Below are 16,004 nucleotides of genomic sequence, written 5' to 3' on the forward strand. Positions count from 1 at the left end.
CGGACGCGAAGTGGCAGCACGGGGTCCACACCCGGTGAGGGAGCGGACCCCGTGCGTGGCGATACGCGGTGTTACGACCCGTCAGAAGGAGGCGATGACCGAGCCCTGGTACTTGTCCTGGATGAACTTCTTCACCTCGGGCGAGGTCAGCAGCTTGGCGAGCTTCTTGACCCGCGGGTCCTTCTCGCTGCCCTTCTTCACGGCGAGGAAGTTGCCGTACGGGTTGTCCTTGGCGGACTCCAGGACGAGGGCCTCGGTGGCGGGCTTGAGGCCGGCGGAGATGGCGAAGTTGCCGTTGATCACCGCGGCGTCCACGTCGTCCAGGGAGCGCGCGGTCTGGGCCGCCTCGACCTCCTTGAACTTGAGGTTCCTCGGGTTCTTGGCGATGTCCTGCGGGGTCGCCTCGGTGCCCGCGCCGTCCTTGAGCGTGATGAGGCCGTTCGCGGCCAGCAGCTTGAGGGCGCGCGCCTCGTTCACGGTGTCGTTGGGGAGGGCGACGGTCGCGCCGCTCTTGAGGGCGTCGGTGCTCTTCACCTTGTGCGAGTAGAGGCCGAGCGGCTCCAGGTGGACCGTGACCACGGGCACGATGTGGGTGCCGCGCTTCTTGTTGAAGTCGTCCAGGTACGGCTGGTTCTGGAAGTAGTTGGCGTCCACCGAGCCGTCCTCGGTCGCCGTGTTCGGCGTGATGTAGTCGGTGAACTCCCTGACCTTCAGGTCGAGACCGGCCTTCTTCGCCAGGTTCTTCTTGACGAAGTTCAGGATCTCGGCGTGCGGGGTCGGGCTCGCGGCGACGACCAGCGGGCCGCTGGTGTCGGAGGAGCCGTGGGACGAGTCCCCGTCCGGGCCGCAGGCGGTGAGCCCGGTGGTGAGGGCTGCGGCGGCGAGGACGGCTGCGCTGATCTTGGCGGTGTTACGCACGAAAAGTGCCTTTCCTTATGGGTGGTGCGAGGTGGTGCGGCCCCGTGTTGGGTGGACGGGGAGTTCTGGGGGGGCGACGCGGCTCAGGCGGCCTTGTGCGCGTCGGCGGTCGCGGGCTCCGCCGTCCTCTTCAGCAGACGGAGCCTGGGCGCGGGCCCGGAGTGGGCGCCGCGGCGGTGCAGGGAGCGGGCCGCGTAGTCGCCGGCCAGCTGGATGAGGGAGATGACGACCGCGAGCAGCCCGACGATGATCCACATCAGCTCGGTCTCGAAACGCTGGTAGCCGTAGCGGATGGCGAGGTCGCCCAGGCCGCCTCCGCCGACCGTGCCGGCCATGGCGGAGTAGCCGATGAGCGCGATCAGCGTGGTCGTGGCGCCGGAGATCAGCGAGGGCAGCGACTCGGGGACGAGCACCTTGCGGACGATCGTCCAGGTGTTGCCGCCCATGGCCTGCACGGCTTCGACCAGCCCGTGGTCCACTTCGCGGACAGCGGTCTCGACGAGGCGGGCGAAGAAGGGGATGCCGCCGATGGCGAGCGGCACGATCGCCGCGTTGGTGCCGATCGTCGTTCCGGTGACCCAGCGGGTGAAGCTCATCAGGGCCACCATCAGGATGATGAACGGCATCGAGCGCAGGACGTTCACGACCTGTCCGGTGACCTTGCTGGCGAGGGCGTTGCGCAGCAGACCGTCCCGGTCGGTGAGGACGAGCAGGACGCCGAGCGGGAGTCCGGCGGCGACCGAGATCAGGGTGGACCAGCCGACCATCCACAGCGTCTCGTAGCCCGCCTGCGACAGCAGTGGCTGCATTTCGGACCAGGTCACTTCGCACCCTCCTTGACCAGTGCGGGCTGCTTGCCGACCACGTCGATCTGGAGGCCCTGTTCACGCAGGAAGCCGATGGGCACCACGTTGTCCTCGTAGCGGCCGGGCAGTTCGATGCGCATACGGCCGACCTGGAGGCCGCCGACGGTGTCGATGGCCGCGCCGAGGATCGATATGTCGATGTTGTAGGTGCGCGAGAGCTGGGAGACGACCGGCTGGGTCGCGCTCTCGCCCTGGAAGGTGACGTCCACGACGGTGCGGTCGTCGCCGGTGGCCTCGCCGCCCACCGGGAACAGCGCGGCGGCCAGTTCGGAGCCCGGGGTGGCGAGCAGTTCGCTGACGGTGCCCGACTCCACGATCCGGCCCCGGTCCATCAGGGCGGCGGAGTCGCAGACCGACTTCACGACGTCCATCTCGTGCGTGATGAGCAGAACGGTCAGGCCGAGTTGCCGGTTCAGGTCGCGCAGCAACTGGAGGATGGAGCGGGTGGTCTCCGGATCGAGCGCGCTGGTGGCCTCGTCCGAGAGCAGCACCTCGGGGTCGCCGGCGAGAGCGCGGGCGATGCCGACGCGCTGCTTCTGACCGCCGGAGAGCTGGGCGGGGTAGGCGCTCGCCTTGTCGGCGAGGCCGACGAGGTCGAGCAGTTCGAGCGCCTTGCGGGTGCGTTCCCGACCCGACAGGCCGAGGATCTCCAGCGGGAGTTCGACGTTGTCCCGGACGGTCCGCGAGGACAGCAGGTTGAAGTGCTGGAAGACCATGCCGATCCGGCTGCGTGCGCGCCGCAGCTGCCGGCCGGCCCGGGGGCCGCGCCCGGCGAGGGCGGTGAGGTCCTGCCCTGCGACGGTCACGGTCCCCGCGGTGGGACGCTCCAGCAGGTTGACGCAGCGGATGAGCGAGGACTTTCCGGCGCCGGACTGGCCGATGACGCCGTACACCTCGCCTTCGCGGACATGGAGGTCGACGCCGTCCAGGGCGGCGACCTCACGGCCGCGCGAGCGGTAGACCTTGGTCAGGCCCGTGGTGGTGATCACTGTGATTCCGTCACTGTCGGGTGCGCGGGCGTGGGTGTGCCCGGGCGCGGGGGTGCGTTTCTTCAGGGACGCGGCACGGTTCTCGCGGTGGCGATGGAACCGGTGGAGAACATGTGCGCGGGGCGGCGGCCTCGTACTGCGTTCACGGCGTACGGACGGGCCACGGCGCTCGCTTCGGGGCGCGAGGCTTCAGGGTGGTGCGGGGGCCCTCTAGAAGGCGCACATTCGACACATACAACGAGCACCGGGCGTCATGGTCGCCTCGGTCGCAAGGGTGCGGCTGCTCGTCGTGGTCATGCGATCAGTAAAACAGACGGACGGTCCTGACCAAGTCCTGCCGTCCGCATGCTGGACAGTGATGGACGGCGACGGTCCTGCGGCCCGGCCCGCGCCCACACCTCCGCTCCCCCGTCCTGGCCGGTGTGCACAAGGGTGTAGGCCTGCCGGGTGCCGGACCGGCAAACGGCCCCGGACCCGGCGGGTTGTGGCCAACGCCACGGCGGTTCCGGCCACGGCCACGGCACTTCCGCCACGGCCACGGCACTTCCGGCTACGGCGGGGCCGACCGCGTCGGGTCGTTTGGCCCGTAATAGGGTCTCCGCATGCTCAATGCCCTGACGCTGGTGACCGGTGTCGCCGCGCTGCTGCTCGCCGCCTGGTGCGGCTGGGCGGCCTACCGTGACCAGCCCACGAAGGACTGGCATTTCATCGGCATGGCCGTCGTGTCGCTGCTGGCCGCGGTGCAGATGGTGATCGGGGTCGTACAGCTCGCGCGGGGCGAGGAGCCGGAACAGGGCACGGCGATCTTCGTCGCGTATCTGGTGGGCGCCTTCGCGTGTGTACCGGCCGCGGCGTTCATGTCGCTGGCGGAGCGGACCCGCTGGGGTTCGGTGACCGTCGCCGCGGGCGGTGTGGTGCTGGCCGTGCTGCAGGTGCGGCTCTTCGACATCTGGGGAGGCTGAGATGACGACCGCGCAGGAGAAGCCGGCGAGGACCCGGCTCACCGCCGGGCCGGGGACACTGCTCGTGTGGCTCTACGGCGTGATGGTCGTCGGGGCCGTCTCGCGGTCCGTCTACCAGATCTCGACGGACTTCGGGCGGGCGCCGCTCGCCTATGTACTGTCCGCCGTGGCGGGCGCGGTGTACGGATTCATCACGTACTCGCTGGTGCGCGGCGGCGAGACCGCGCGCAGGGCGGCGCTGGTGTGCTGCGCCGCCGAACTCGCGGGTGTGCTGATCGTGGGCACCTGGACCCTGGTCGAGCCGTCGGCCTTCCACGACTCTACGGTCTGGTCCGACTACGGCCTGGAATACCTGTTCATCCCCGTGCTGCTGCCGGTGTCGGCGATGTACTGGCTGCGCAGGTCGCGCGACGCCGTCACGCCGTAGCCGCGTAGGCTCCGGCCGGCTTCTCCAGGATGATCAGCGGGACTCCGTCCGCGCGCCTGGACGTGCCCACCGTCTCGTAGCCGACGCGCCGGTACAGCCGCAGGTTGCCCTCGCTGCGATGACCCGCCTGGAGGCGGAACCTCTTGGCGCCGTGCTGCTCGGCGAGGGCCGCCTCGGCCGCACGCAGCAGCCGGGCGCCGATGCCGTGGCCCTGCAGTCGGGGGTGGACGCACAGCTTGCCGATGGCGGCGGCGCCGTCCTCGCTCACCGATCCGCGCACCGAGCCGACCACCTCCTCACCGAGCCGGGCGACGAAGACGCAGTCGGAGGCGACCTCCTGGCGGACCGAGTCGAGGCTTTGGACGAGCGGGTCGATGCGGTAGTTGCCGTACAGCGCCGCCTCGCCCTGGAAGCACAGGTACTGGAGCCGGAAGATCTGCTCCGCGTCCTGCTCGTTCGCCTCCGAGATGGTCACGCTCATGCCCATGTGCGCACGCCTCCCGCTCACCTGATCGCCGGTCGTCCCCACACTCCTATCCCCGTGGTTCACGAGCCGCAACCTCCGGGGCGAGCAAACGTCGAAGACATCCAAGACATCGGGAGCGTTCCGGGCCGAGACTGCCCTGTGAGATACCCAACTCCCCCGCGATCTCCCGGTATGTGAGGTCTTTCGGGGAGAGCAGCGCCTCGAGCAGCCGGGGGCAGCGGCCGGGCAGCCGACGGACCGCGTCGCGCAGGGCGCGGTGCCGGGCGGAGGTCAGGGCGAGCTGTTCCGGGCCGCGTCCGCCGTCGTCGGGTGGATCGGAGTCGTAGGGCCGCTCGTTCCTGGTCGTACGACGGCTGCGGCGGGCCTCGGCGCGGACGGCCCGGCGCAGCCATCCCGGCGGATCGGGCGGTGGCCCCTCGGCCTCCAGGCGCTCCAGCAGACGCAGCCACACGGCCTGCTCCAGGTCGGCCGGTTCGGTCCCGCAGGCCGGCGCTTCGGCGGAGGCCTCGGCGGTGAGCAGGGGGCCGAGCGCGGCCACCAGGTCCTCGGTCATACGCGCAACGACGCGGCCGCCCCGGCGGCGGGTTGCCGGGGCGGCCGTGGCTCACTCGAACGGGTCTGACGTGCTCAGTCGTTGACGAAATCCTCGCGGGCGAGCAGACCGGTGTCCGCGTTGTCCGTGAAGACGCCGTCGATACCGGTCGCGAAGTACGTCCGGAAGGCTCCGAAGGCGTCCCCGTAGGCGTCGGCGTCCGTGCCCTTGCGGTACTCCGCGGGCAGGAAGGGGTTCTCGTTGCGCATGGTGTAGGGGTGCAGGAGCAGGCCCACCCTGTGCGCGTCCGCGACCAGAGTGGTCGGCGTGGTGAGACGGCCGTTCGCGTCCCGCGGGATGACCAGGTCGAGCGTCGGACCGATGCCCTGGGCGTAGCCGGCTATCTCGCGCAGGCCCTTCGGGGTGATCAGGTCGGCGACCGTGCGCGGGTCGCCCGTCTCCACGAAGTCCCAGGGTCGGCTGTTCGCCGTGGAGAGCAGGACCACGAGCGGGTTGTCGACCAGCTTGTTCAGGCGCTGGATGCTGGTCGGTTCGAAGGACTGGATGATGACCGGCGAGTTCCTGCGGTCCTTGCGGTACTTCTGGAGCAGCTTGGCGACCCGCTCCTCGACGCCGAGGCCCAGCTTCCGGAAGTAGGTGGGGTGCTTGGTCTCCGGGTAGATCCAGACCTGCTTGCCGCGCTTGCGGGTCTCCTCGTCCTGCCACCGCAGGACCTCTTCGAAGGTGGGGATCTCCCAGCGCCCGTCGTAGAGGGTGTTGTGCGGGCGGTTGGCCGGGATGCGCTCGACCGCGCGCAGCGTCTTCAGCTCGGCGAGGGTGAAGTCCTCGGTGAACCAGCCGGTGGTGGGGGCGCCGTCGAGGACCTTGGTGGTCCTGCGGCCGGCGAACTCGGGATGGGCGGACACGTCGGTGGTGCCGCCGATCTCGGGCTCGTGGCGGCAGACGAGGTGACCGTCCTTGGTGGGGACCAGGTCGCCCGCCTCGACGACGTCGGCGCCGAGATCGAGGGCCAGGTCGTACGAGCCGAAGGTGTGCTCGGGACGGTAGCCGCTGGTACCCCGGTGGCCGATGATCGTCGGCCTGGGCAGGCTCTTCAGTCCCTCGCGGTGGCCGCGCCCTCGCGCGTCCGCGGCTCGGGCCGCCCCGGGCAGTCCGAGAACCGCTCCGCCCGCACCGAGCGCCGCCGCGCCGAGCAGCGCCCGTCGTGCGGTGCCCTGCGTCTGCTCGTTCGACTCGTGGGATTCCATGGGGTCTCCTGCCCTCCGTCCGTGCGTGCGGGCCGATGGTAGGTGCATGGACATGACCGGCGGGAGACCCTGGCCGGAACGGGCGGATGACGCCGGATGTCGGGCGGGCCGCGCCGGGTGACGATCCGTCGGCTTCGGAGGGCGCCGCGCGGGTACCCGGACGGTGGACCTGCCGCGCGATGTGTGTCACACCGTGGCGGTGGCGTTACGCACGGCTTCCGGCGGGCCGCCGCAGGTAAACGCGCGTCAACGGCTGGTAAGACCTCGGTGAACCGGTCGCGTCCGATGTGCGCTTCCCCCGGAGCCGCGAGTACTCTCCTCACCTGCACAGACTCATACCGACCCGCTCGACTTCGGAGGACCCGTTGTCCCGCTTCGCGCTCATCAAGGCAGTGCTCGGACCGATCATGCGCCTGATGTTCCGCCCACGGGTGGAAGGCGCGGAGCGTATCCCGGGCGACGGCCCGGTCATCCTGGCCGGCAATCACCTCACCTTCATCGACTCGATGATCCTTCCGCTGGTCTGCGACCGGCAGGTGGTCTTCATCGGCAAGGACGAGTACGTCACCGGCAAGGGCTTCAAGGGCCGACTGATGGCCTGGTTCTTCACCGGCGTCGGGATGGTCCCGGTGGACCGGGACGGGGCCGGCGGGGGCGTGGCCGCGCTGATGACCGGCCGCCGGATCCTGGAGGAGGGGAGGATCTTCGGGATCTACCCCGAGGGCACCCGCTCCCCCGACGGCCGTCTGTACCGGGGCCGTACCGGCATCGCCCGTCTCACGCTGATGACGGGCGCGCCGGTGGTGCCGTTCGCGATGATCGGCACGGACAAGCTCCAGCCCGGAGGCCGGGGCATTCCCCGCCCGGGGAAGGTGACCGTGCGGTTCGGTGAGGCGATGGAGTTCTCCCGGTACGAGGGGATGGACCGGGACCGCTATGTGCTGCGGGCGGTGACCGACTCCGTGATGACCGAGGTCATGCGACTGTCCGGGCAGGAGTACGTGGACATGTACGCGACCAAGGCCAAGGCGGCGTAGTACCTCGGGCGGTTGGGCGCCTCTTGCGGGCGCGGGTGCGCTGTGGTTGCTCGCGCGGTTCCCCGCATCCCTTCAGGGGTGCTCTCAGTGGTTGTCTTCGAGTTTCTGGCCCCTGAGCAGGAACCACGCGGCCACCGCTGTGGCCAGCAGGACCACCGCTCCGGCTCCGGAGGCCAGGTGCAGGCCGTGGACGAAGGAGTCCCGGGCCGCTGTGAGGAGTTCCGCGGAGGTGTGGGCGGGCAGGTGGGCCGCCGCCTCCACGGCGCCGCCGAGTGATTCGTGGGCGCTGTCCGGGGTGCCTGCCGGGCCCGTGAAGCCGCGGTAGACGCCGGTCACGATCGAGCCGAGCAGGGCGATGCCCAGGGCGGCGCCGAGCTCGTAGGCCGTCTCGGAGACCGCGGAGGCGGCGCCCGCCTGGTCCTTGGGGACGCTGGAGAGGATCACGTCGGCGGTGACCGTGAAGGAGAAGCCCGCGCCCACGCCGACCACAAGCAGCGCGACGCCGAGCAGCGGGTAGCCGGTCGTCCGGTCCAGTGTCGTGAGCGCGGCGAGCGCGAAGCCCACGGCGGCGAGCCCGCCGGAGACCACGGCCCGCACCGAGAAGCGCCGGGCCGCGCGGCCCGCGACCAGTCCGGCCGCCACCGCGCCGACCGCGGCGGGCAGTTCGGCCAGCCCCGCCTCGAACGGGTGCCTGCCCTGCACGAGTTGCAGGTACTGCGACAGGAAGAACACCAGCCCCGCCATACCGAGCACGGTCAGCAGGTCGGCCAGGACCGCGCCACTGAAGCCGCGCCGGCGGAACAGCCGCATGTCGAGCAGCGGGGTCTGCATCGTGAGCTGCCTGCGCACGAACCCGTACAGCGCGGCCGCGCCCAGCACCGCGGTGCCGAGCGACACCCAGGTGAGACCCTCCGTCGCGGCCTCCTTGACGGCGTAGACGACGGCGATCATGCCGACCAGCGACAGCACGACGCTGGCCAGGTCCCAGGGGCCGGGGTTCGGGTTGCGGGACTCGGGGAGCGTCCTGAGGCCGACCAGGACCAGCACCACCATCACGGGCACGTTGATCAGGAAGACCGAGCCCCACCAGAAGTGTTCGAGCAGGAAGCCGCCCACGATGGGGCCGACCGCCGTACCGGCGGAGGCGGCGGCGCCCCACACGCCGATGGCGAGACTGCGCTCGCGCGGGTCGTGGAAGATGTTGCGGATGAGGGCCAGGGTGGCCGGCATCAGGGTCGCGCCCGCGACACCGAGCAGCGCACGCGCCAGGATCATCGTCCCGGCGGTCGTGGCGTAGGCGTTGAGGATCGATATCAGGCCGAACGCGGTGGCGCCGCAGAGCAGGATCCGCTTGCGGCCGATCCGGTCACCGAGGCTGCCCATGGAGACCAGCAGTCCGGCGATGACGAACGAGTAGACGTCACCGATCCACAGCAGCTGGGTGCCGGAGGGGTCGAGGTCCTCGCTGATGAACGGGGTCGCGAGGCCGAGAACGGTCGCGTCGACGGCCACCAGCAGCACGGCGAGCACGAGTACGGACAGCGCGATCCAGCGGCCCGGAGGCTGTTCCGTCCGCGTGGTCCGCGCCGACCGCAGGGTGCTGGTCATGATTCCTCTCTCCGGAGTGCGCCACCGAGCAGCAGCTCGGTGACCATGTGGGTGAAGTCCTTGGGGGCGACGCGGCCTTCCGAGACCGCCCAGGCGGCGGAGGCGAGCAGGCCGTACAGCGCGTCGGTGAGCCAGGCCGGGGTGAGGTCGATACGGAACTCACCGGTTTCCTGGCCGCGCCGGAACAGCGCGGCGACCCGCTCGTCGATGCGGGTCCAGCCCTCGTTCTGCTGCTCCCCCTCGAACAACTGGTTCTCGGTGTACAGGAAGCCGAGCAGGGCGGCGGCGGGCTCGATCGCCCGCACCAGCCGGCGTACGGCGTCGCTCACGGGCCCTTCGTCCAGCCGGGCCGCTTCCAGCGCGGCCTCGCACTCCGCGATGCCGAGCGATTCCAGCGCCCTTACGAGCGCGTCCCGCCCGGCGAAGTGGCGGTGCAGGGTGGCCCGGCTGATGCCGGCGGCCTTGGCGACCTCGTCCATGGTGGCGGTCGCTTTGCGGGTCAGCAGGGCGGCGGCGCTGCGCAGCACCTGGTCACGATCGAAGGCCATGAGACAAGCATAGCGCATGTGAGACATTATTGTCTCACGTTGGGCATGCGAGTCTCATCGCCGCTGCTCAGGACAGTGTTCAGGCCAGGTGGCAGTGCCCCTCAGTGACGACCGTCAGTGCCAGGGCAGTCCCCCGCGCCGCTCCCAGTAGGCGCCGGGCTCCTCCGCCAGCGTCGCGAGCCGGTCCGACTGGTCCTGGTCGAGGTCCACGGCCGCGGCGTGCAGGTTGGAGGCGAGCTGGCCGGTGGTCGCCGCGCCGGAGAGCACGACGCCGGCCCACGGCCGGCTCAGGATCAGCGCGAGGGCCACGGCGTCACAGCCGAGGGAGGTCTCGGCGGCGACCTGCTTCAGCACGTCCGGCGCGTTCGGCTCGGCGAGCCGTCCGTTGGCCATGCCCTCCTTGACGATCACGGTGAGCCCCGCGTCGTGGGCCTCCGCCAGGGCGGCCCCGGCCGAGGTCTCCAGGGCGTTGTACGTCGACTGGACGGTACGGAAGAGGGGTTCACCGTCGACGGTCACGGTGAGGGCGGCACGGATGGCGTCGGCCTGGGCAGGCCCGCTGGTGGAGAAGCCGATCGTCAGGCCCCGGGCGGCCGCCTCGGCAAGCCTGGCGTGCAGTTCCTTGTCGGCGAGGGCCGGGCTGTCCGGGGTCACCGAGTGGATCTGGTAGAGGTCGAGCCGGTCGCCGAGCAGGCCGTCGGTCTCGGCGCGCTGGCGCTCATAGGTGGCCAGGCCGTGATCCTTGACCTCGTGCCGCTCCGCGTCGGTGGTCCAGTCGGCGGTGTAGGTGTAGCCCCACTTGCTGCCGACGACGATGTCGTCCATGCCGGGGTGGCCGTTCAGCCAGTCGGCGAGGAACTCCTCGGAGCGGCCGTAGGAGCGGGCGACGTCGAAGTAGCGGACGCCCTGGGCGTAGGCGGCGTCGAGCAGTTCGTGGGTGCGGGTGCGCAGCGCGTCGACACTGCGGTCCTGCGGCAGGTCGCGTTCCCGGCCGAGGTTGATGTAGCCGGGGCGTCCGACTGCGGCGAGGCCCAGGCCGATGTGGCAGGTGGCGGACGTCGCTCGGGCGAGACGGGCGAAGGGCATCACGGGCTCCGTTCGGTCGGCTCCTTGCGGATCCGTCCAACGTAACCCGTGATCAGCCGGTCGAGGACGCGGGCAACGCCGCCTCCCACACCATGCCCGCCAGTGCGGCGTGCAACAGGTTGGAGTGGGCGCCCTGCAGCGACAGCCCCCGCTTGGCGAGGGCCGCGGCGGCCGAGGCCGGCCGGGGGCGCAGTTTCGCGGCGAGCCGGTCCGGGGCCAGGTAGTCGTCGTCCGTGAGGCCGAGGTGGTCCTCCAGAACCGCGACCGCGAGGGCGGGCCGACCGGAGCCGGACAGGGTCGTCGTGAGCAGTTGCAGAAGAACAGCGCCGCGTCGGGTCCGAGCACGGCCAGTCCGCGGGCGACCCTGTCCCTGATCTCCGTGTCGTCCGGCGCGGGGCCGACACCGAGGTCGGCGGCGAGCAGTGCGACGCCCTCGGAGCCGCGCTGCTGGGTCTCCAGACAGGCGGCGAGCAGGCACACCAGCTGTACGCGCAGATCGTCGGGGGTGCCGTCGAGCCGTCGCGCGACCTTGTCCGCCCAGTGCGCCCGGTCGTCGAGGCCGAAGTAGGCCTCCAGGGCGCGCATCGCGTCGGCCTGACGGCGTTCGCCCCCGAGCGCGCCGGTCAGTACGGAGACGTACAACCCCGCGAAGGTGTTCGGCAGGCCGTCGACGCAGGTGTTCAGCTTCGCCGTGAGTCGCTCGGGCGACCGGTAGTCGTCACGGGTGAGCCGGGCCGGTCCCTCGGCCACGGCCAGTGCCTCGGCCGGGCGGTCGGCCGGCATGAGCCGGCGCACCCGTACCGTCGTGGCCAGTATCCGCGCGACGCGCACGGTCGTACGTCCCACGCCCATGACCATCCCCCACTCCGGTCAACTCGCCAGGCGCCACCCCGAGTTGTCAGGGTAGCGCCGGCGCCGGACGTTCAGGAGGAGTGTGCGAAGCCGCTCACCGCGGGGCGTCGGCCCACGCATGCTGCGCGATCACGTCCGCCTTGAGCTCCGCGAGCTGGACGGCGACCGCGGCGGGCGCGGTGCCGCCGCGGCCGTTGCGGGAGGCGAGGGCGCCGGGGACGCTGAGCACGGAGCGCACCTCGGGGGTCAGATGGGCGCTGATCTTCGCGAACTGCTCGTCGGTCAGCTCGTCCAGCTCCTTGCCCTCGGCCTCGGCCGTCTTCACGCACTCGCCGGCGACCTCGTGCGCGACGCGGAACGGCACGCCCTGCTTGACCAGCCATTCGGCGATGTCGGTGGCGAGCGAGAAGCCTGCCGGGGCGAGCTCCTCCATGCGTTCGCGGTGGACGGTGAGGGTGGCGATCATCCCGGTGAAGGCCGGGAGCAGGACCTCCAGCTGGTCGCAGGAGTCGAAGACGGGCTCCTTGTCCTCCTGGAGGTCGCGGTTGTAGGCGAGCGGAAGCGCCTTGAGGGTGGCCATGAGGCCGGTGAGGTTGCCGATGAGGCGGCCGCTCTTGCCGCGGGCCAGCTCGGCGATGTCCGGGTTCTTCTTCTGCGGCATGATCGAGGAGCCCGTGGAGAACGCGTCGTGCAGGGTGACGAAGGAGAACTCCTTCGTGTTCCAGATGATGATCTCCTCGGCGATCCGGGAGAGGTTCACCCCGGTCATCGCGGTGATGAACGCGAACTCGGCGGCGAAGTCGCGGGAGGCGGTGCCGTCGATGGAGTTCCCCGCGCTGCCGCGCTCGAAGCCGAGGTCGCGTGCGACCGCCTCCGGATCGAGGCCCAGGCTGGAGCCCGCGAGCGCGCCCGATCCGTAAGGCGACACGGCCGTCCGCTCGTCCCACTGGCGCAGCCGTTCGGCGTCCCGGGAGAGGGCCTGTACATGGGCGAGGACGTGGTGCGCGAAGAGGACCGGCTGGGCGTGCTGGAGGTGGGTGCGGCCGGGCATGGCCACGTCCGGGTGGGCTTCGGCCAGGCCGGTCAGCGCGTCCTGGAGGTCGGCGAGCAGGCCGCCGATGATCCGGGCGTGGTCGCGCAGGTACATCCGGAAGAGGGTGGCCACCTGGTCGTTGCGGGAACGCCCGGCCCGGAGTTTGCCGCCGAGTTCGGGGCCGAGACGCTCCAGGAGACCGCGTTCGAGGGCGGTGTGCACGTCCTCGTCGGCGATGGTGCCGGTGAAGGAGCCGTCGGCGACGTCCGCCGCCAGGCGGTCGAGCCCTGCGGTCATGCGGGTCAGCTCGTCCTCGGTGAGCAGCCCCGCCTTGTGCAGCACGCGCGCGTGGGCGCGGGAGCCGGCGATGTCGTAGGGGGCGAGCCGCCAGTCGAAGTGGACGGACGCGGACAGCTTCGCCAGGGCCTCGGCGGGACCGTCGGCGAACCGGCCGCCCCAGAGCCGTACGTCACCGCTGTTGCTGCTCACTTGTGCTGCTCCTAGGGAGGGGGTGGAGGTGTCCTCACTACGATGCATGAGTATGCAGAACTATGCATGATTCGTCAATCGGAGGCCGATCCCGGGAGCCCTCGGGGATAGTCCTTAGACAGGCGAACGAAACCCGTCCATAATCGTCGGACATGGGAAGAACCTATGAGCGCATCGACGGCAGGCTCCGTACGTTCATCGAGGAGCAGCCCCTCTTCTTCACCGCGACCGCGCCGCTGTCCGGCGACGGCACGATCAACCTCTCCCCCAAGGGTCTCAGGGGCTCCTTCGCGGTGCTGGACGAACACACCGTGGCGTATCTCGACTTCGCGGGCTCGAACGCGGAGACCATCGCCCATCTGCGGGAGAACGGCCGCGTCACCCTGATGTGGTGCGCGTTCCAGGGCCCGCCGAACATCGTGCGGGTGCACGGGCGCGGCGAGCCCGTCTTCCGCGACGATCCCCGGTTCGGCGGACTCCTCGACCGCTTCCCGGACATCGACCCCACCCGGCACGGCCTGCGCGCGGTCATCGTCGTGCACGCCGAACTCGTCCGGGACTCCTGCGGGTACGCGGTGCCGTACATGGCCTACGACACCGACCGCGACCTGCACGGAAGCCGCTTCGCGCGGGAGGACGACGCCACGCTGAGCGCCTACTTCGAGAAGAAGGACCACATCTCGACTAGCCTGGACGGCCTACCCGGGCTGCCGCTACCGCTCCCCCCGCTTAGCGTCTGAGGCATGCGCCCAGGTGTCCTCGTCGCCCTCGCCTCCCTCTCCCTCCTCGCGTTCGGCGCCCGTCCGGCCGACGCCACCACCCCGCTGCCCGCCCAGCTGGTGGACACCGGGGGCGGCACCCAGCTGATCACCGTGCAAGCGGTCGGCACCACCTCCACGACCGGCACACTCACCTGGTGGGACCGGCGCGGCGGACAGTGGGTGCAGGCCGGCACGGCACCGGCCCGGTTCGGCGCCCGTGGTCTCGTCGAGGGACTGTCCCGCGTCCAGGGCACGAACACGACGCCGACCGGGCTGTACGACCTGCCGTTCGGCTTCGGCATCAAGGCCGCGCCGAGCGGCACGAGGGTGCCGTACCGCCCGGTGCACGACAACTCGTACTGGTGCCAGGACATCAGATCGGCGTCCTACAACCGCTGGACCGAGCCCCTCCCGGCCGACTGCCGCGCCTCCCAGTCGGAGCACCTCGCGGCCTACGGCACCCAGTACGCCAACGCCCTCGTCATCGGCTTCAACTACGCGCACCCGGTGCGCGGACGCGGCGCCGGCATCTTCCTGCACGTCAACGGGAGCGGGTCGACGGCCGGCTGCGTCTCGGTGCCCGCGGACGCCATGCAGCGGATCCTCAAGTGGGCCGACCCGGCGGCGAAGCCGCACATCGCGATCGGAACGCAGACCGGAACGACGGCGATCGTCCGGTACTGACCCGGAACTGAACACTCACCGGTCGCGGCACGTATCTGTGGGCCAAGGGTCAAGTCCCACGGAGGAACCGTGACCACCACGATCGCAGGCGGCCGTGCCGCCCGCCGCCAGACGATGCGCCGCATCCGCCCGCGCCGCTCCCCGGCCGTACCGCTGCTGCTCGCCGTGTGGGCGGGTGCCGCGGCCGTGCTGTGGCTGTGGTGGCACAACACACCGTCCATCGCCGACAACAACGGAAAAATCCTGAACGCGGGCCGGATCACCGGACTGCTCGCCGGATACCTGATGGCGCTGGTGGTGCTCCAGATGGCCCGGGTGCCCGCCCTGGAGCGGCGGGTCGGCTCGGACCGGGTGGCCCGCTGGCACGCGATGAGCGGCCGCTACACCCTCTGCCTGGTCTTCGCGCACATCTTCCTGACCATGTGGGGATACGCGCTCCAGGCGGGCAAGTCGCTCGGCGACATCGTCCAGCAGACCATCGACTCGATCACCCAGCTGCCCGACATGGGCAAGGCCGCCATCGGCACGGGACTGTTCGTCGTCATCGGGCTGAGCTCGATCGGCGCGGTCCGGCGCAGGCTGCCGTACGACACCTGGTACCACATGCACCTGTTCACGTACGCGGCGGTGTTCCTGACGTTCTGGCACCAGATCACCAGCGGCAACGACTTCGCCGTCGAACCCTCCGCGAAGACGTTCTGGTACGGGCTGTACGGCGTGGTCACCGCGTTGGTGGTCTGGTACCGGATCCTCACCCCGGTCCGGCTGAACCTGCGTCACCGCATGCGGGTGGAGGCGGTCATCGAGGAGACGCCGGGCATCGTGTCGGTGCTGATCGGCGGCCGCAAGCTGCACCGGATCGGCGCGGAGGCCGGGCAGTTCTTCCGGTGGCGGTTCCTCGCGCCGGGCATGCGGTTCAGCTCGCACCCGTACTCGCTGTCGGCGGCGCCGCGCCCGGACATGCTGCGGATCACGGTGAAGGCGATCGGCGACCACAGCGCCAGGCTGCGCGAGCTGCGCCCCGGCACCCGGGTGTGGGCCGAGGGCCCCTACGGGGCGATGACCGCCTCCCGGCGCAGCCGCGGCAAGGTCCTGCTGGTGGCCGGCGGTGTCGGCATCACACCGATGCGCGCGCTGTTCGAGACGCTGCCCGCGGCGGCCGGCGACCTGACCCTGCTGTACCGGGCCAACACCACCCAGGACCTGGCTCTGTGGGACGAGCTGGCGCTGATCGCCAACGAGCGGGGTGCCCGGCTGATGTACGCGGTGAACAGCCCGGAGGGCGAGCGGCCGGACATCTCCGCCGACAGCCTCCAGCGGAAGATCCCGGACATCGACCGGCACGACGTCTTCATGTGCGGCCCGCCCGGGTTCGCGCAGCAGGTGTTCGAGGCGCTGCGCGGCGCGGGCGTACCCGCCCGCCGCATCCACCACGAGTCGTTCGAGATGTGACAGGA

16 protein-coding genes are annotated in these 16,004 nt (G+C 70.8%); 6 read left to right on the top strand and 10 right to left on the bottom strand.

Annotation, left to right across the window (positions count from 1 at the left end):
* Nucleotides 1–81 precede the first annotated feature (81 nt).
* The 3 genes from ACIPK3_RS18995 to ACIPK3_RS19005 form a co-directional block, all read right to left on the bottom strand.
* Nucleotides 82–918 (bottom strand): MetQ/NlpA family ABC transporter substrate-binding protein, encoded by an 837-nt coding sequence (locus ACIPK3_RS18995; RefSeq protein WP_402571030.1) that lies wholly within the window; start codon nt 916–918, stop codon nt 82–84.
* Between the two features lie 83 nt (nt 919–1,001).
* The gene (locus ACIPK3_RS19000; protein ID WP_402571032.1) at nt 1,002–1,742 is read right to left on the bottom strand and encodes a methionine ABC transporter permease; all 741 of its coding nucleotides are present in this window, start codon (nt 1,740–1,742) and stop codon (nt 1,002–1,004) included.
* Entirely contained in the window at nt 1,739–2,773 is a 1,035-nt protein-coding gene (locus tag ACIPK3_RS19005) for a methionine ABC transporter ATP-binding protein (RefSeq protein WP_402571034.1), read from the bottom strand. The genes ACIPK3_RS19000 and ACIPK3_RS19005 overlap by 4 nt, the downstream gene beginning before the upstream one ends.
* 602 nt (nt 2,774–3,375) lie before the next feature.
* Between ACIPK3_RS19005 and ACIPK3_RS19010 the strand changes: the two genes are divergently transcribed.
* Nucleotides 3,376–3,735, top strand: a complete 360-nt coding sequence (locus ACIPK3_RS19010) for a hypothetical protein (RefSeq protein ID WP_402571035.1) — start codon at nt 3,376–3,378, stop codon at nt 3,733–3,735.
* A gap of 1 nt (nt 3,736) precedes the next feature.
* Nucleotides 3,737–4,162 carry a hypothetical protein gene (locus ACIPK3_RS19015; RefSeq protein ID WP_402571036.1) on the top strand — a complete coding sequence of 142 codons (426 nt, stop codon included), beginning with the start codon at nt 3,737–3,739 and terminating at the stop codon, nt 4,160–4,162.
* Here ACIPK3_RS19015 and ACIPK3_RS19020 read toward each other — a convergent pair.
* From ACIPK3_RS19020 to ACIPK3_RS19030, 3 genes are all read right to left on the bottom strand, one after another.
* Nucleotides 4,152–4,649 (bottom strand): GNAT family N-acetyltransferase, encoded by a 498-nt coding sequence (locus ACIPK3_RS19020; RefSeq protein WP_402571037.1) that lies wholly within the window; start codon nt 4,647–4,649, stop codon nt 4,152–4,154. The genes ACIPK3_RS19015 and ACIPK3_RS19020 overlap by 11 nt on opposite strands.
* 46 nt (nt 4,650–4,695) lie before the next feature.
* Nucleotides 4,696–5,202: a sigma-70 family RNA polymerase sigma factor gene (locus tag ACIPK3_RS19025; protein WP_402571039.1), complete on the bottom strand. Its 507-nt coding sequence runs from the start codon at nt 5,200–5,202 to the stop codon at nt 4,696–4,698.
* A gap of 74 nt (nt 5,203–5,276) precedes the next feature.
* A complete protein-coding gene (locus tag ACIPK3_RS19030; RefSeq protein WP_402571041.1) occupies nt 5,277–6,449 on the bottom strand; it encodes a glycerophosphodiester phosphodiesterase in 1,173 nt (390 codons plus the stop codon).
* 365 nt (nt 6,450–6,814) lie between these two features.
* On the opposite strand from ACIPK3_RS19030, the gene ACIPK3_RS19035 reads away from it, so the two are divergent.
* The gene (locus ACIPK3_RS19035) at nt 6,815–7,486 is read left to right on the top strand and encodes a lysophospholipid acyltransferase family protein (RefSeq protein ID WP_402571043.1); all 672 of its coding nucleotides are present in this window, start codon (nt 6,815–6,817) and stop codon (nt 7,484–7,486) included.
* Between the two features lie 84 nt (nt 7,487–7,570).
* On the opposite strand, the gene ACIPK3_RS19040 is transcribed toward ACIPK3_RS19035, so the two are convergent.
* From ACIPK3_RS19040 to argH, 4 genes are all read right to left on the bottom strand, one after another.
* Nucleotides 7,571–9,094, bottom strand: a complete 1,524-nt coding sequence (locus ACIPK3_RS19040) for an MFS transporter (protein ID WP_402571044.1) — start codon at nt 9,092–9,094, stop codon at nt 7,571–7,573.
* Nucleotides 9,091–9,642: a TetR/AcrR family transcriptional regulator gene (locus tag ACIPK3_RS19045; protein ID WP_402571046.1), complete on the bottom strand. Its 552-nt coding sequence runs from the start codon at nt 9,640–9,642 to the stop codon at nt 9,091–9,093. Before ACIPK3_RS19045 ends, ACIPK3_RS19040 begins: the two co-directional genes overlap by 4 nt.
* A gap of 114 nt (nt 9,643–9,756) precedes the next feature.
* Nucleotides 9,757–10,728, bottom strand: a complete 972-nt coding sequence (locus ACIPK3_RS19050) for an aldo/keto reductase (RefSeq protein WP_402571395.1) — start codon at nt 10,726–10,728, stop codon at nt 9,757–9,759.
* 946 nt (nt 10,729–11,674) lie between these two features.
* Nucleotides 11,675–13,102, bottom strand: a complete 1,428-nt coding sequence (gene argH / locus ACIPK3_RS19055) for an argininosuccinate lyase (RefSeq protein WP_402571048.1) — start codon at nt 13,100–13,102, stop codon at nt 11,675–11,677.
* Between the two features lie 152 nt (nt 13,103–13,254).
* Here argH and ACIPK3_RS19060 point away from each other — a divergent pair, with 152 nt between their 5' ends.
* The 3 genes from ACIPK3_RS19060 (at nt 13,255) to ACIPK3_RS19070 (ending at nt 15,999) form a co-directional block, all read left to right on the top strand.
* Nucleotides 13,255–13,842, top strand: a complete 588-nt coding sequence (locus tag ACIPK3_RS19060; protein ID WP_402571050.1) for a pyridoxamine 5'-phosphate oxidase family protein — start codon at nt 13,255–13,257, stop codon at nt 13,840–13,842.
* A gap of 3 nt (nt 13,843–13,845) precedes the next feature.
* Entirely contained in the window at nt 13,846–14,547 is a 702-nt protein-coding gene (locus ACIPK3_RS19065) for a L,D-transpeptidase (RefSeq protein WP_402571052.1), read from the top strand.
* Nucleotides 14,548–14,616: 69 nt separating this feature from the next.
* Complete coding sequence (locus ACIPK3_RS19070; protein ID WP_402571054.1) at nt 14,617–15,999, top strand: ferric reductase-like transmembrane domain-containing protein; 1,383 nt, start codon at nt 14,617–14,619, stop codon at nt 15,997–15,999.
* Nucleotides 16,000–16,004 lie beyond the last annotated feature (5 nt).

Origin of the sequence: Streptomyces sp. NPDC086787 (assembly GCF_044745865.1) — a bacterium.
Taxonomy (GTDB): domain Bacteria; phylum Actinomycetota; class Actinomycetes; order Streptomycetales; family Streptomycetaceae; genus Streptomyces.